This window comes from Sulfitobacter sp. 1A13353, assembly GCF_043557255.1.
GTDB classification, from domain to species: domain Bacteria; phylum Pseudomonadota; class Alphaproteobacteria; order Rhodobacterales; family Rhodobacteraceae; genus Sulfitobacter; species Sulfitobacter faviae.
Genome location: NZ_JBIFFS010000001.1, coordinates 678284 through 693443 on the forward strand (window position 1 = coordinate 678284; position 15160 = coordinate 693443).

At 63.8% G+C, this 15160-nt stretch carries 12 protein-coding genes and 1 other RNA gene; 8 read left to right on the forward strand and 5 right to left on the reverse strand.

The window, feature by feature from the left end:
- Positions 1 to 64: 64 nt before the first annotated feature.
- An RNA gene (gene ffs / locus ACGYLO_RS03350) (signal recognition particle sRNA small type) lies at positions 65 to 162 on the reverse strand.
- A gap of 37 nt (positions 163 to 199) precedes the next feature.
- On the reverse strand, positions 200 to 2044 hold the full coding sequence (locus ACGYLO_RS03355; protein WP_271688364.1) for a 5'-nucleotidase C-terminal domain-containing protein: 1845 nt from the start codon (positions 2042 to 2044) through the stop codon (positions 200 to 202).
- 165 nt (positions 2045 to 2209) lie between these two features.
- Here ACGYLO_RS03355 and nudC point away from each other — a divergent pair, with 165 nt between their 5' ends.
- Entirely contained in the window at positions 2210 to 3178 is a 969-nt protein-coding gene (gene nudC / locus ACGYLO_RS03360; protein WP_271690004.1) for an NAD(+) diphosphatase, read from the forward strand.
- Between the two features lie 72 nt (positions 3179 to 3250).
- Positions 3251 to 3724 (forward strand): SRPBCC family protein, encoded by a 474-nt coding sequence (locus tag ACGYLO_RS03365; protein ID WP_271688363.1) that lies wholly within the window; start codon positions 3251 to 3253, stop codon positions 3722 to 3724.
- A 16-nt stretch (positions 3725 to 3740) separates the two neighbouring features.
- On the opposite strand, the gene ACGYLO_RS03370 is transcribed toward ACGYLO_RS03365, so the two are convergent.
- Positions 3741 to 4598 (reverse strand): prephenate dehydratase, encoded by an 858-nt coding sequence (locus tag ACGYLO_RS03370; protein ID WP_209216552.1) that lies wholly within the window; start codon positions 4596 to 4598, stop codon positions 3741 to 3743.
- Positions 4599 to 4752: 154 nt separating this feature from the next.
- Between ACGYLO_RS03370 and ACGYLO_RS03375 the strand changes: the two genes are divergently transcribed.
- On the forward strand, positions 4753 to 5253 hold the full coding sequence (locus tag ACGYLO_RS03375) for a cytochrome c family protein (protein ID WP_271688362.1): 501 nt from the start codon (positions 4753 to 4755) through the stop codon (positions 5251 to 5253).
- A 124-nt stretch (positions 5254 to 5377) separates the two neighbouring features.
- The gene (locus ACGYLO_RS03380; RefSeq protein WP_271688361.1) at positions 5378 to 6199 is read left to right on the forward strand and encodes an alpha/beta fold hydrolase; all 822 of its coding nucleotides are present in this window, start codon (positions 5378 to 5380) and stop codon (positions 6197 to 6199) included.
- A 41-nt stretch (positions 6200 to 6240) separates the two neighbouring features.
- On the opposite strand, the gene ACGYLO_RS03385 is transcribed toward ACGYLO_RS03380, so the two are convergent.
- Positions 6241 to 7494: a GAF domain-containing sensor histidine kinase gene (locus ACGYLO_RS03385; RefSeq protein WP_271688360.1), complete on the reverse strand. Its 1254-nt coding sequence runs from the start codon at positions 7492 to 7494 to the stop codon at positions 6241 to 6243.
- A 266-nt stretch (positions 7495 to 7760) separates the two neighbouring features.
- On the opposite strand from ACGYLO_RS03385, the gene ACGYLO_RS03390 reads away from it, so the two are divergent.
- From ACGYLO_RS03390 to ACGYLO_RS03405, 4 genes are read left to right on the forward strand one after another with little or no spacing between them, the layout of a single operon-like run.
- Positions 7761 to 9689, forward strand: a complete 1929-nt coding sequence (locus tag ACGYLO_RS03390; protein WP_394376352.1) for an extracellular solute-binding protein — start codon at positions 7761 to 7763, stop codon at positions 9687 to 9689.
- Positions 9690 to 9698: 9 nt separating this feature from the next.
- The gene (locus ACGYLO_RS03395; protein WP_067268603.1) at positions 9699 to 10790 is read left to right on the forward strand and encodes a microcin C ABC transporter permease YejB; all 1092 of its coding nucleotides are present in this window, start codon (positions 9699 to 9701) and stop codon (positions 10788 to 10790) included.
- Positions 10790 to 11896, forward strand: coding sequence for an ABC transporter permease (locus tag ACGYLO_RS03400; RefSeq protein ID WP_271688359.1), 1107 nt, complete (start codon positions 10790 to 10792; stop codon positions 11894 to 11896). Before ACGYLO_RS03395 ends, ACGYLO_RS03400 begins: the two co-directional genes overlap by 1 nt.
- Positions 11893 to 13473, forward strand: coding sequence for an ABC transporter ATP-binding protein (locus ACGYLO_RS03405; protein WP_271688358.1), 1581 nt, complete (start codon positions 11893 to 11895; stop codon positions 13471 to 13473). The genes ACGYLO_RS03400 and ACGYLO_RS03405 overlap by 4 nt, the downstream gene beginning before the upstream one ends.
- Positions 13474 to 13598: 125 nt before the next feature.
- On the opposite strand, the gene ACGYLO_RS03410 is transcribed toward ACGYLO_RS03405, so the two are convergent.
- Positions 13599 to 15062: a D-alanyl-D-alanine carboxypeptidase family protein gene (locus tag ACGYLO_RS03410; RefSeq protein WP_271688357.1), complete on the reverse strand. Its 1464-nt coding sequence runs from the start codon at positions 15060 to 15062 to the stop codon at positions 13599 to 13601.
- Between the last annotated feature and the right edge of the window lie 98 nt (positions 15063 to 15160).

Genomic DNA, 15160 nt, shown 5'->3' on the forward strand with positions numbered 1-15160 from the left:
GTACCCCTCTCATCGCTTCTGCGAAGCGACCGCCGGGGCGTTGCATTGCTGCGCAATGCGACGGTGGTGAGAGGCTGATAACGACCCAAGCGGGGCTCGTTACGGCTGCTTCCTTCCGGATCTGACCGGGTTGGCGAGGCGCTTGCCCGCACCAACCTCTCAAGGCCCATATAGGAGGGCATGGAACGAAGTGCAAGCCTCACAAGCGGATCGCGATTTGGGCGAAGCCCGAGGCGGTCATCCCCCGCGGGGTGGGCGACAAATGGGCGATGTCTTGCAAGAAGGGCAGGGCCTCGGGCGAGGTAAAGAGAACCGCCTGCGCCCCCGCCGCATCGAAGCGCCATGGCAGCGCATCGGACCATGGACACGGCTGCGGCGTAGCGAGAGCGGCAATCAGCGCGTCCGACAGCGGAAGCGGGCTGCGCAGGGCGACGTCATCCCCCGCCGCGCGGTCAAACCCGCCGCCGCCTGCCGCGCGGAACTGGTTGGTCGCGAGTAGAAACTTTTGGTCCGGCCTCACCGGTGCCCCTTGCCGTGACAGCGCAGTGATCCGTCTGCCGCGGGGGCGGCAGGGGTCAATGGCGTAGGTAACGCCAAAAATCGTGTCGCAGTGAAATGGCGGGCGGCAGGGGTCGAGTAGCGGGCCGGGGGTGCTGTCGAGCGGGGCAAACACCTCTGCCGCTTTTTCCAAACGCCGTCGCAGGGCGGCACCGGTGAGGCGCAGCGCCCAGACCGCGTTTTGATAGGGAAGCAGCCCGGCGATATGGCGGCGTTGCACCGCGCCGGGCGGGATATGCAGGAAATGCCCCGGCCCGCCGCGCCCGCCTGCCGTATGCGCCGCCGTGGCGGCGAGGATCGGGAGTTCGCTATCCGCCGTGCCCGCGACCCCTTGGCGGATCACCTCGGCCTGCGCGCGGGCGCTCAGCGCGTCGATGGGGGTGGGCATGGCGAGGGCAAAGTAGTTGTGCAGCGCGGTGTCGGTATGGCCGACCACCTCCTCCAGATGCCTCCGCACGCCGATGTGGCTGACCCGTGCTGCGCTCAGCACCGTGGGATCGGCCAGCGTTTGTGTGCTGTTGTCGCGCAGGTGGCTTTGATGGCCCGACACCGTCCAGCGCCCCTGCGCATCCCGTTCAAGAGCCAGATCCAGCACCGCCAAATCGGACCCCCCAAAGCCCGGCATCGCCGCCGGACGGTCGGACAGCGTGCCGGCCTGCGTATCGACCCCCTCGCGCGGGCCGTGGTCCTCTCCGGGAAAACGAAGATGGGTGTGGCCGGTGATCACCGCGTCGATCCCGTCGATCTGGGCCAAAGTGCAGATGTCTTCCTCGGTGGTGATTTCACCTTCATGGGCGATACCCATATGGGCCAGCAGCACGGTCAGATCGGCCCCCTCTGCCCGCAGCGTTAGTGCGGCGCTGCGCAGGCTTTCGAACGGGCAAATGATCTCGGCCTCATTCTCCAAAACCTCGCGGTTCCAGATCGCGGTTCGGCCCGGCAGGACGGAAAGCAGGCCCACCCGCAGCCGAGAAGAGGGATGCCCCGCAACGGCAGGCAGCAGGCAAGAGACGACGGCCCAACGGCGCAGCGGGCCGGGGTCGGTCAAATGCAGATTGGTCGAGATCAGCGGCATGTCCAGCGCCCCGGCCACGGCGCGCAGATAAGGCAGCCCATGGTCGAGGTCGTGATTGCCAAGGCCCAGACCATCATAATGCAGATGGTTCACACAGGCGACAAGCGGATGCGTTTGGGTGACCGGCATCTGCGCCAGTTGATCGCCCAAGGCATTGCCCTGCAACAGATCGCCATTGTCGAGCAGGATACAGGCGGCCCCCTGTTCCGCCGCCTCTGCCCGGGCGGTGCGGATCAAGGTGGCGATTCCGGCCAGCCCGTGATGCCCCACCGAACGGTCGCCCACATAGTCATGCCCCACGATCTGCATATGCAGGTCCGTCGTGGCCAGAATGCGCAGACGTGGCTTGGCCGGGATGCCACCCTCAGGGGGAACGACACCGGTCGAGGCATATGTGCTGCGCCTGTTCACCGAAAAGGTAAGTACTCGTTAAATTTTGCAACTTAAAGATGTTTTGATATGACCAGATTTCAACCGATCTGGCAAGGGGGCTTGGGATTGCCAATCTCGCATGTGCCGTGGCATGGCTGGGCAAAACGCCAAAAGCCTGTATCGGGCCTGTATCGGGAGAGCGCCATGCGTCACGCGGAGACGGTAACCTTTGGAGGCTCGGCCCTTGATCGGGCGGGGGAGATACGCGGCAATCCGGAAGCCTTGGCGCAGTTGCGTGCCGACCCGGCGGCGCGGGCGGTGGTCTTTTGGCGCGGCAAGCCGCTGATCGCGCCCGAATGCCCCGCCGCTTTGGCGCGATTGGCGATGGATCACCCCGTCTTGCAAGAGGCCGAAGGCACGGCGATCTTGCTGGGGCGCGAGGATGGGGCGCCGCGCTTTGCCGTGGATATCTCTGACTGGGAACCCGCCGATCTGGATCAATCGCAACTGGGCGCGTTCCTTGACCCCAGCGAACAGCGCCATCCGCTTTTGGGCGATGACATGGCCTTTGCCGAATTGCGGCGGGTGATGACATGGCTTGATCCGCGCGATGCCGAACTGGCCGCCAGCGGCAAGGCGATCCTTGGCTGGCATGAGACCCACCGCCATTGCGCGCGCTGTGGCAGTGCCACCGATCTGGCCCAAGGTGGCTGGCAGCGGGTCTGCCCCGACTGCGGCAGCGCGCATTTCCCGCGCACCGATCCGGTGGTCATCATGCTGATCACCCACGGCAATTCCGTGCTCATGGGCCGTTCCCCGGGTTGGCCCGAGGGGATGTATTCGCTGCTTGCTGGCTTTGTCGAGCCGGGCGAAACGGTAGAGGCCGCCGTGCGGCGGGAGGTGTTTGAGGAAGCGGGCGTGCAGGTCGGCGCGGTGAGCTACCTCTCCAGCCAGCCATGGCCCTTTCCGGCGTCCCTCATGCTGGGCTGTGCGGGGCAGGCGCTGAACCGGGAGTTGACCATCGACCCGGTTGAGATCGAAGACGCGCTTTGGGTTACCCGCGAAGAGATGATGGAGGTCTTTGCCGGAAGCCACCCGCGGCTTCTGCCTGCCCGCCGCGGTGCCATCGCGCATTTCTTGCTGGAAAACTGGCTTGCGGATAGACTGACCTGACACACCGCGCTGACGGGCCCGGACAAAGCGGCGCGGGTGGCAAATGCGAGCAGAAGAATTGGAACGGACCGAATGAAATTCTCCACCAAAGAAGACGTCGAAGCGCCGATTGAGGCGGTCTTTGACATGTTGTGCGATTTTGAGAGCTTTGAGCGGGCGGCGATGCGGCGCGGGGCCGAGGTGCAGCGCGCCGATGCCCTGCATCAGCCCGGCGTTGGGATGACATGGAAGGCGGTCTTCCCCCTGCGCGGAAAGCGGCGCGAGTTGACGCTAGAGATGGTGACCTTCGACCGGCCCAACGAGATGGTGATCGACAGCATGTCGCAGGGGTTGGCGGGGCAGATGTCCTTTGAATTGATGCCCCTGTCGCGCAACAGCACGCGTGTCTTGGTGGCGCTTGAGGTAAAACCGCTGACCCTGTCGGCACGGCTTTGGGTGCAATCGCTGAAACTGGCCAAGACGACATTGACCAAGAAATACAAAGATCGCGTGGCGGAATATGCCCGTGGGATGGAAGAGCGCTACGCGGGCGGCGTCAAGGTCTAAGCCCGCGCGGCCAGACTTACATCCCGGTCGGCGCGCCCCGGCCGGGATGGGCGGGGTAGGCGCCGAGAATTTCCAGCTTGTTGGTGAAATACCCCAGTTCATCCAGCGCGCGTTTCACCGCCGGGTCTTCGGGATGGCCTTCGATATCGGCGTAGAACTGCGTTGCGGTGAAGGAGCCGCCGACCATATAGCTTTCCAGTTTGGTCATGTTGACGCCATTGGTCGCAAAGCCCCCCATCGCCTTATATAGCGCGGCGGGAATGTTGCGCACCTCGAAGACGAAGGTGGTCAGCATCCGCTCGGCCCGGCGCGAAAGGTCGATCTTAGGCGCCATCAGCAAAAAGCGAGTGGTGTTATGGTCCATATCCTCAATATCGCGGGCCAGCACGGTGAGGCCGTTGATCTCTGCCGCGACCTCGCCTGCGAGAACGCCATCGGTGCTGCCCTCGGTCGCGGCCAGTTCGGCGGCGGCCCCGGCGGAATCGGCGGCGGGTTCGGAGGTGATGCCATGTTGCTGCAAAAAGCTGCGTGCCTGCGGCAAAAGCACCAGATGCGCGCGGACATGTTTGATGTCTTCCAATGCCACGCCGGGGCGGGCCATCAGGGCGATGCGCACCCGCACGAAGGCTTCGCCGATGATATGCAGCCCGCTTTCCGGCAGCAGGCGGTGAATATCGGCCACCCGGCCATAGGTCGTGTTCTCGACCGGCAGCATGGCCAGCTCGGCGCGGCCCTCGTTTACGGCCCGGATAACGCCTTCGAACGATTGGCAGGGCACCGGTTCCATGTCGGGGCAGGCCTGAAGGCAGGCCTCGTGACTATAGGCGCCAAGGGCCCCTTGGAAGGCGATGCGCGGCGTGGTCTGGGCGGTCATGGATCGTATCCTGCTGCAAAAGGCGCGGAGAAGGGCAATTGGTCGCGGTAACTACACCTTGCCTGCGCCAAGGGAAAGCAATAGATACGCGGGCAACGATGCCAAGAACCATGGCGCGCCCATGGTGCCAATACCAAGTGATGGACCCTGACGCATGTTCGATACAATGACCCTGACCAAAATCGCAGCCGGCGTATTCGGCGCCTGGTTGGTACTTCTGCTGGGCAAATGGGCGGGTGAAGAGATTTACCACGCCGATGCACATGGGGAAGCGTCCTATGTCATCGAAGTGGCTGACGCCGGTGGTGACGATGGCGGCGAAGAGATCGATTTTGCAGCCGTGATGGCCGAAGCCGATGCCGACAGCGGGTCGAAAGTGTTCCGCAAATGCGCCGCTTGCCACAAGGTTGACGGGTCCAACGCTGTTGGTCCGCACCTCGACGGTGTCGTCGGTCGCGATATCGCCTCGGTTGATGGTTTTGGCTATTCCGGCGCGCTGACCTCGCTTGAAGGGGATTGGACCCCGGAAGAGCTGAGCGCCTTCTTGGAAAGCCCCAAAGGCTACGCGCCCGGCACCACCATGGGCTTCGCCGGTCTGCGTAAGGTCGAAGACCGCGCCGACGTGATCGCTTACCTGCAAAGCGTTTCCAACTGATATCCCGCGCCATCGCGTGAGAGAAAGCCGCCCTCGGGGGCGGCTTTTGCGTTTGGGCGGGGCGGAACGTCTTATCCGTGCAGGTGTTGGGCCATGAAACGTCCACACCGAAAGGAGACGCGCCATGCAAAGCCACAGAACCACGGTCGATGGAATCGAAATGCGGTGGGAAGAGACGGGGGCGGGGGATCCTGTCATCCTGCTTCACGGTATTCCCACATGCCCCGCGCTTTGGCGGGATGTCGCGCCCAAGCTCACGGGCCGTCGGGTGCTCGCTTGGGAGATGCCGGGCTATGGGGCCTCGATCCCGCAGGGCGAGGGGCGCGATATCTCGGTCGCCAAACAGGCGGACTATCTGGTCGCTTGGATGCGCGATCAGGGCATCACGCGCGCGATCCTCGCGGCGCATGACCTCGGTGGCGGGGTCGCGCAGATCGCGGCGGTGCGTCACCCTGAGATGATCAGCGGGCTGCTTTTGACCAATGCGATCAGCTATGATTCGTGGCCCGTTCCGCTGGTCAGCGCGGTGGCCAAGACCGGCGGCGTGGCGAAACATGCGCCCGATGGCTCATTCCACCAGTTGCTGAAGATGATGTTCTCGAAGGGGCATGAGACCGACGCCGCCGCCGAAGCGGCCTTTGACGCCCACGCCCCGCATTACGCGCAGCACGGAGAGGCCGAAGCCTTTGTCCGGCAGGCGCAGTCGCTGGACGTGGAAGACACGAAAGCCATCGCGGACAAGCTGCCCACCCTCAACATCCCCGCGCGGATCGTCTGGGGTGCTGCGGATGACTTCCAAAAGATCGAATATGGCGAGCGGTTGGCGAAAGACCTGAATGCCCCCCTGCGACGGATCGAAGGGGGCAAGCATTTCACGCCGGAGGATCACCCCGGCGTGCTGGCGGATGAGATCAACGCGCTGATCCGCATGGTCGACGGGCAGTGATCGAAGGCGGGGCGCGGCACAGTACGCGCCCCGTTTCGACTTTACTGAGCGGCGATCACCGGGGCGGTGGCATTCGCGGCGGCAATCCCGCCGATGTCGCAGCGCCAAGCGGGCAGGCGGATCACGGCGCGGCTTTGGCCCGCTTCCACATGCACCTCGAAATCCCCACCGTGCATTTCGATCAGCTTACGGGTCAGCGGCAGGCCAAGGCCGAGCCCGCCCTTGGTGCTGCGGTGCTCCATCATGCCGCCGACGACGAAGGGTTTGTAAAGCTCGGCCAGATCGACGTGCTCATCGAATGAGCCGTTGTCGACGATCGAAATCTCGATATTGCCCTCGGCGTCTTTGAACGTCTCTAAGGCGATCTCACTGCCGCCATGCAGGACGGAGTTCAAAACCAGCGCCGTCACCGCCAATTCGATCTGGTCGCCGTCGATATGCATCTCTTCAAGCGGGAGGCTGTCGCGCAGCGTGATGGTCTTGGCCGTCGCATCCGTGGTGGCGAAATGCAGGGCAGAAACCGATTGCAGAAGGTCGCTCAGGTTGCATTTCCGCTCGTTCAGGCGCAGCTCGCCGGTGCTGACATTGCTGTAGGAAATGATCGTCTCGATCAGGGCGCTCAGATGGTCGACAGACCGGCGGGCCGAGCGGATCAGTAGCGGATTGACCCCCTGTTCGGCCTTGGCCTCCAACATGCGCAGGCTGCCGAAAAGAACCGTCAGCGGAGTGCGGAGTTCGTGGCCCACCAGCGTCAGGAAAGTGGCTTCGGCGCTGTTGTCGGCCTTTTGCTCGGACGCGTCCGGCTGGCAGCGTTCAAGGGCCGCGACCACCATGCGGCCCATATCTTCCAATAGGGCGATCTGCTTCTCAGAGGGCGCCTCATGCGGTTGCAGGTCCAGCGCGCACAGGCTTCCAAAGCGGTGGCCCGACGACAGGATCAGCGGCACACCGCAGTAATAGCGCGCCGCGGGGCCGCCCTCGGCGACCATGGGGTGACGCGCGAACCGGGGGTCTTTGCTGAGGTCGGGCACCACCAGCGGCGCGTCCGACATGATTGTATGGCTGCAAAACCCGGTATCTTTCGGCATCGGCCCCAGCGGGTAGCCGACCACGGATTTGTACCATTGGGTATCTGCCTCTACGACGCTGATATGCGCGATCGGACAGTCAAGCAGGCGGCGCGTGGCCTCGCAAATGGTGTCGAACAGTGCTTCGTTCTCGGCCGTGAGGCCGGGCACATCGAAAACGGCGCGCAGACGGGCTTCTTCGTTAAAGGGAATCGGGTAGGTTCTCATGCTCAGCTCCAGTTTACGCATCGTTAACCTGAGTGAAGAATCTGTTAACTTTAGGGCGAGAAACGGGCCGGGCCGCGAAGATACAGGGGCAGCGGGCTACACTTTGTCGCGAGCGGGGGCGGGGGAAGCCGCCAATCCACGGGGCATGCTTTGCGGTGGACCGCCCGTGCGGGGCAACCTTACATATTCGCAACTTGTATCTTGGCGTCGCACAGCGTTAGCCTAGATGACGCCTATCCGGACTACGCCACGCCAAGGAGTGACCTATGCCCCGTGCCCAGACCCGCGCCGCGACCCGTCCTTCGGTCCTTGATGACCTGCCGCTCTGGCTCGCGACGCTGACGCTGATGGTGGCGGCCCTGCTGGCCGGTGCCGCCGCGGCACAGGAGCAGAAGATCATCAAAAGCCACGGTTATTCCTTCTACGGCGATCTGACCTATCCGGCGGATTTCGAGCATTTCGACTACGTGAACCCGGATGCGCCCAAGGGCGGGGAAATCTCGATCCCCTTCGTCGGTACGCTGGATTCGATGAACCCCTATTCTGGCAAGGGCCGCGCGCATCTGTTCTCGATCTTCGGTTTCGAGAGCCTGCTGGGGGAGGCGCCCTCGGGTGAGCCGCTGCCGGCGGATGTCTATGGCGAGAGTTACTGCCTGCTCTGCGAAAGCCTCGAATACCCCGAGGACAAGTCTTGGGTCACCTTCCACATGCGCCCCGAGGCGCGCTTCTCGGACGGCACGCCGGTGACGGCGCATGACATCGTATTTTCGCACAACCTGCTGCTGGACGAGGGGCTGAAGTCCTACGCCGACGCGGTGCGCAAGCGCATTCCCAAGGTCGAGGCGTTGGATGATCACACGGTGAAGTTCTACTTCGCCGACGGCATCTCGCGCCGCAGCCTGATCGAGACGGTGGGCGGCGTGCCCGCATGGCCGCAACATTGGTTCGAGGAGACCGGTAATACCCTCAAGGACAGCTGGATGGACCCGCCCCCCGGATCGGGCGCCTATATGGTCGAAAGCGTCGACCTGACCAAGCGTATCGTGCTGAAACGCAACCCGGACTACTGGGGGAAGGACTTGCCGATCAACCGCGGCCGCATGAACTTCGACCGCATCCGGTTGGAAATCTTCAGCGACGACACCTCGGCTTTCGAGGCCTTCAAGGCTGGCGAATACACCTTCCGCGCCGAGGGGGATTCCAAGAAATGGGCCACGGGCTATGACTTCTCCAAGGTGAGTGAGGGTGCCATCGTGAAGGCCGAACTGCCCGACGGCTCGCCGCCCACGCCTTCGGGCATCATCTTCAACTTGGGCCGCGAGACGCTGCAGGACCGCCGCGTACGCGAGGCCGTGGCGCTGATGTTCAACTTCGAGTGGACCAACGAGTCGCTGCAATACGGGCTGTTCAACCACCGCGCCTCCTTCACGCAGGATACGCCGCTGATGGCGCAGGGCGCGCCCGAGGGGGCCGAGCTGGCGCTTCTGGAAAGCCTCGGCGATCTGGTGCCGGACGCGTTGCTGAACGAGCCCGCCGTGGTGCCGCATAGCTCCGACCCCGCGCGCCTATTGGACCGTCGCAACGCGCGCCGCGCCTCCAAGCTGCTGGAAGAGGCCGGCTGGACCGTGCAGAACGGCATGCGCGTGAACGAGGCAGGCGAGCCCCTGCGGCTGAATTTCCTGATGAACTCCGCCGGGTCGCCGACGATCTCAGCAGTGATCGAGAACTTCGTCGGCAACCTCACCTCCATCGGCATCGACGCCCGGCTCGAGAAGGTGGACAGCTCGCAATACACCGCCCGCGAACGCGACCGCGACTACGACATGATCTATGACGCCTATGCGGCCTTCCTCAGCACCGGCACCGGTCTGGCACAGCGCTATGGCTCGGAGGCGGCGGAGTTCTCGCTCTTCAACCCGGCAGGGCTCGCGAGCCCCTTGGTGGACGCGATCATCGAGGCATCGCTCGATGCAGAGACCGCCGAGGAGGAAGACGCCGCCCTCATGGCCCTCGACCGGGCGCTGCGGCACGAGTTCTTCATGATCCCGACGTGGTACAACGACAGCTACTGGGTGGCCTATTACGACCAGTACGACCACCCCGAGATCCCGCCCTACGCCTTGGGATACCTCGATTTCTGGTGGTACGACGAAGAGGCCGCCCAGCAGTTGCGCGCCTCGGGCGCCTTGCGGTAAGGCCTCCACATGGGTGCCTATATTCTCCGACGGCTTTTGCTGGTGATCCCGACCTTGTTCGGCATCATGCTGGTCAACTTCGCGCTGGTGCAATTCGTGCCCGGTGGCCCGGTTGAGCAGGCCATTGCCCGTATTCAGGGTGGCGGTGACGTCTTCGGCGGCTTTGCCGGGGGCAACAACGATGCGGGCGTCGACACCATGGCGCGCGGGTCCGACAGCACCTATGTCGGCGCGCGCGGCTTGCCGCCCGAGTTGATCGAGGAGTTGGAGAAGGAATTCGGCTTCGACAAACCCCCGGTGGAGCGGTTCTTTCACATGCTTTGGAACTACATGCGGCTCGATTTCGGCGAAAGCTATTTCCGCGCCATCAGCGTGATCGATCTGATCAAGGAAAAGCTGCCGGTGTCGATCACGCTTGGGCTCTGGTCGACGCTAATCGCGCATCTGGTCTCGATCCCGCTGGGCATCCGCAAGGCGGTGCGCGACGGCAGTAGGTTCGATACCTGGACCTCAGGGGCGATCATCGCGGCCTATGCGATCCCCGGGTTTCTCTTCGCGATCCTGCTATTGGTGCTCTTCGCCGGCGGCTCTTACTGGCAGATCTTCCCGCTGCGCGGCCTGACTTCGGATAATTTCGACAGTCTGAGCCCCTTGGGCAAGGTGGCTGATTATTTCTGGCACATCACCCTGCCGGTGCTGGCCTCTACGATCTCGGCCTTCGCCACGCTGACGCTTCTGACGAAGAACAGCTTTCTCGACGAGATAAAGAAGCAGTATGTCATCACCGCCCGCGCCAAGGGTCTGTCCGAGAGCAAGGTTCTCTACGGTCATGTCTTTCGCAACGCGATGCTGATCGTGATCGCCAGTTTCCCGGCGGTCTTCATCTCGGTCTTTTTCGGCGGGTCGATCATCATTGAGACGATCTTTAGCCTCGACGGCCTTGGGCGCTTGGGCTTTGAGGCGGCAGTGGCGCGGGACTATCCGATCGTCTTTGGCACGCTCTTCATCTTCGGCCTGATCGGGCTGGTCGTCGGCATCCTGTCTGACCTGATGTATGTGCTCGTCGACCCGCGCATCGACTTCGAGAAGAGGGAAGGCTGATGGCGCTGTCTCCGCTGAACCAGCGCCGTTGGCGCAATTTCACCGCGAACCGGCGCGCCTATTGGTCGCTGTGGATCTTCGCGATCCTGTTCGGCATCTCGCTGCTGGCCGAGTTCGTGGCGAACGACAAGCCGATCCTCGTCAGCTACCGTGGCGAATATTACACGCCGATCTTCAACTTCTACCCCGAGACCGCCTTCGGCGGCGACTTCCAGACCGAGGCCGCCTACCGCGATCCGGAGGTGCAGTGTCTTATCGCCACCGGCGGGCTGGACCTTTGTTTCGACGATCCTGAGGGTTACATCCTCGACGCCGAGGATGGCGAGGTCGAAGGCGAGGCGATCGAGACAGGCTGGGCGCTCTGGCCCGTCATTCCCTATTCCTACGACACCGCCGTGGACCGCCCCGGTGCCGCACCCCTGCCGCCCAACGGGCAGAACTGGCTGGGGACCGACGGCACCAAGCGCGACGTCATGGCCCGCGTGATCCATGGTTTCCGCCTGTCGGTGGTCTTTACCCTGATCGTGACCGGGGCGGCCTCGCTCATCGGTATCCTCGCGGGCGCGGTGCAGGGGTTCTTCGGCGGCTGGCTCGACCTCATTTTCCAGCGCATCATCGAGATCTGGTCCTCGACCCCGTCGCTCTACGTCATCATCATCATGTTCGCCATTCTGGGCCGAAGTTTCTGGCTTCTGGTCGTGCTTTTGGTGCTGTTCTCATGGACCGCGTTGGTGGGCGTGGTGCGGGCCGAGTTCCTGCGTGCCCGCAACCTCGAATACGTGCGGGCGGCCCGGGCGCTTGGCGTTGGCAACGGCACGATCATGCTGCGCCACATGCTGCCCAACGCCATGGTGGCGACGCTGACCATGCTGCCCTTCATCATCACCGGCACGATCTCCACGCTGGCGACGCTCGACTTCCTTGGCTTCGGCCTGCCGTCCTCGGCCCCCTCGCTGGGTGAGTTGACGCTGCAGGCCAAGCAGAACCTTCAGGCGCCGTGGCTCGCCTTCTCGGCCTTCTTCACCTTTGCCATCATGCTGTCGCTTCTGGTCTTCATCTTCGAGGGCATCCGCGACGCATTCGACCCCAGAAAGACCTTCTCGTGACTGCATTGTTGGACGTCAAAGACCTGCAAGTCTCCTTCCGGCAGGACGGGCAGCTGATCCCGGCGGTGCGCGGGGTGAGCTTTGCCGTGAACCGTGGCGAGACGGTGGCGCTGGTGGGCGAAAGCGGCTCGGGCAAGTCGGTCTCGGCACTGTCGACCGTGTCGCTGCTGGGCGAAAGCGCTGAGGTGAGCGGGTCGGTCACCTACAACGGCCAGCAGATGATCGGCGCCGACGACAAGCTGCTGCGCGACGTGCGCGGCAACGACATCTCCTTCATCTTCCAAGAGCCGATGACCTCGCTCAACCCGCTCCACACGATCGAGAAGCAACTGGCGGAATCGCTGGCGTTGCATCAGGGGCTGCAAGGTCAGGCGGCGCGGGCGCGGGTGCTGGAACTGCTCCAGCAAGTCGGCATCAACGACGCCGAAAGCCGCATGGATGCCTATCCGCACCAGCTTTCGGGGGGGCAGCGGCAGCGGGTGATGATCGCCATGGCACTGGCCAACAAGCCCGACATCCTGATCGCGGACGAGCCGACGACGGCGCTCGACGTGACCATTCAGGCCCAAATCCTCGACCTGTTGAAGGATCTGAAAGACGAGATGGGCATGGGGCTTTTGTTCATCACCCATGACCTCGGCATCGTGCGGCGCATCGCCGACCGGGTTTTCGTCATGCAGAAGGGGCTGGTGGTCGAGGAAGGCCCGACGGCGGAGATTTTCGACAATCCGCAGCACCCCTACACGCGCAAACTGCTCGGCGCCGAGCCCACCGGTGCGCCCGCGCCCGTGGCCGAAGATGCGCCCGAAGTGCTGCGCACCGACAACCTCAAGGTCTGGTTCCCGATCCAGAAGGGCCTGCTGCGCCGGACCGTGGGCCATGTGAAGGCCGTCAACGACACCAGCCTGTCGATCCGCGCGGGCGAGACCCTGGGCATCGTCGGCGAAAGCGGCTCGGGCAAGACCACGGCGGCGCTGGCGATCATGCGGCTCATCGGCTCGGAAGGGGAGGTGACCTTCCGCGGTGAGGACCTGCGCAAATGGTCGACCAAGAAGCTGCGCCGGCTGCGCGCCGACATGCAGATCGTCTTTCAGGACCCCTTCGGCTCGCTCAGCCCGCGGATGACCTGTTTCCAGATCATCAGTGAGGGGCTTGCGATCCACAAGATCGACAAGGGGCGCGACAAGCGCGAGTTGGTCGCCGAGGTGATGACCGAGGTCGGGCTCGACCCCGCGACGATGGACCGCTACCCGCATGAGTTCTCCGGCGGACAACGCCAGCGCATCGCCATCGCCCGCGCCATGGTGCTGCGCCCGAAGCTCTTGGTGCTGGACGAGCCGACCTCGGCATTGGACATGACCGTGCAGGTGCAGATCGTCGATCTTCTGCGAGATTTGCAGGCGAAATACGGGCTGGCCTATCTCTTCATCAGTCACGACCTGAAGGTGGTGCGGGCCATGTCGCACAAGGTGATGGTGATGAAACGCGGTGACGTGGTGGAATATGGGGACGTCGACGCGCTTTATGACAATCCGCAGACGGAATACACGCGGAGCCTGTTGCAGGCGGCAGGGTAAGCGGGCGTTGCATTTGCGGAGAGGGTAGGGGGCGCTGCCCCCATCGCGCCGGGGGCGCGATTCCCCCGCGGTATTTTTTAAAGGATGAAGTTGATTTGGTGGCGCTTTGGCCGCCCGGTGGTGGTTTAGCCTTCGCTGGGGCCGATCATGAAGCAGCTGACGTTACGCGCGGCCAGACGGCGGCAGGCGAGGTCGGCGCTTTCGCGGGACATGCCGAGGAAGTTCGCGTCAAAGCCTTGTGGGCGGCGCACCACTTTGCGCAGCGTGCCATCGAGGGTCGACATTTCGGCCAGGGCGGTTTTCAGCAGGACCTTCTCGGCGGCGTAGCGGCTGGGGAAACGGCCCACGTTCACGCCCCAGTGGCGCCCGCCGGAGGTGGAGACGCGGGTCACGATCTCTTGCTCTACCGCCTGTTGTACCGCCAGCTTCACATCCTGGGGGCGCGGTTCGGGGCGGGGGGAGGCTTTGGCGGCGGCGATGACGACCTCGGCCTCATTGGCCTCTGGGGTGGGCGCGGCGGCGGGCGGGGTTGGTGGCGTCTCAACCGCTTCGCGCAGCGCTGCTGTGATATCGCTGTTGGAGACCACGCTGGTTGCCTCGGGCGCGGCGGCGGTGGCCACGACGACGACATCGCTGCGGGGGCGCAGTTGCGGGCGTTTGGAGGTGGTGACGGCGCCGACGAGGCGGATCGTTTTGCCTGCGGCGCCGGGGGCGGTTTCCACATCGGCGTAGACGGGCGGGACCGGTTTGCGCAGCGGCGCGGAGGAGGGCGCGCGGCGGAAGCCGAGGTCCATAAGCTCGGCCACTTTGGCGTTGCGCGAGGCGGTGGATTTGCCGCCGAAGACGGTCACGATGATGCGCTCATTGCCCCGTTCGGCCGAGGCGGTGAGGTTGAAGCCAGCGGCGCGGGTGTAGCCGGTCTTGATGCCGTCTGCCCCTTTGTAGGATCCCAGAAACCGGCGATTCGTATGGGAGACCTTGCGCACGCCCGCATCGGCGGTGATGCGCGAGAAGAGGTTGTAGTATTGCGGGTAATCATAGAGCAGGTGGCGGCCCATGCGGGTCATGTCGCGGGCGGTGGAGAGGTGGCCGCTCTCGGTCAGCCCGTGCATGTTTTTGAACGTGGTGCGCGTCATGCCAAGCTGTTTGGCGGTGCGGTTCATCCGGCGGGCGAAGGCGGCCTCAGAACCGCCAATGGCCTCGCCGATCGCGGTGGCGGCATCATTGGCGGATTTCACGGCGGCGGCGCGGATGAGATAGCGTAGGGCGATCTTTTGGCCCGGGCGCATGCCCAATTTGCTGGGCGGCTCGGAGGCCGCGTTTTTCGAGATCGTCACTTGGGTATCGAGAGAGATTTCCCCCCGTTCCACCGCTTGGAAGGCGATATAGAGGGTCATCATCTTGGTCAGCGAAGCCGGGTGCAGGCGGGTATCGGCATTCTCGGCGTGGATTTCTTTGCCGGTGCGGGCGTCGATGACATAGGCGGCGTAGGGGGCAGCGATCGCGCTGAGGGGCAGGAGAACCAGAACCCAGAGTGCTGCGAATAGAAATAGCCCGTAACGGGCCGGCTGAATGCGCCGAGCCTTCATATTTGCCTGCCTTTTACTGCCTCAGGTCGCCGATTTCTGGCTGACCATTTATTAATTGGTTCAAGGCTAGCATAGGACGCCGCATCGCGGAAGCCGTC

Coding starts and splice junctions, on each gene's coding strand:
- ACGYLO_RS03395 (WP_067268603.1), top strand. CDS start 9,699: ATGGGTGCCTATATTCTCCGACGGCTTTTGCTGGTGATCCCGACCTTG.
- ACGYLO_RS03370 (WP_209216552.1), bottom strand. CDS start 4,598: ATGACCGCCCAGACCACGCCGCGCATCGCCTTCCAAGGGGCCCTTGGC.
- ACGYLO_RS03365 (WP_271688363.1), top strand. CDS start 3,251: ATGAAATTCTCCACCAAAGAAGACGTCGAAGCGCCGATTGAGGCGGTC.
- ACGYLO_RS03390 (WP_394376352.1), top strand. CDS start 7,761: ATGCCCCGTGCCCAGACCCGCGCCGCGACCCGTCCTTCGGTCCTTGAT.
- ACGYLO_RS03375 (WP_271688362.1), top strand. CDS start 4,753: ATGTTCGATACAATGACCCTGACCAAAATCGCAGCCGGCGTATTCGGC.
- ACGYLO_RS03400 (WP_271688359.1), top strand. CDS start 10,790: ATGGCGCTGTCTCCGCTGAACCAGCGCCGTTGGCGCAATTTCACCGCG.
- ACGYLO_RS03410 (WP_271688357.1), bottom strand. CDS start 15,062: ATGAAGGCTCGGCGCATTCAGCCGGCCCGTTACGGGCTATTTCTATTC.
- ACGYLO_RS03385 (WP_271688360.1), bottom strand. CDS start 7,494: ATGAGAACCTACCCGATTCCCTTTAACGAAGAAGCCCGTCTGCGCGCC.
- ACGYLO_RS03380 (WP_271688361.1), top strand. CDS start 5,378: ATGCAAAGCCACAGAACCACGGTCGATGGAATCGAAATGCGGTGGGAA.
- nudC (WP_271690004.1), top strand. CDS start 2,210: ATGCGTCACGCGGAGACGGTAACCTTTGGAGGCTCGGCCCTTGATCGG.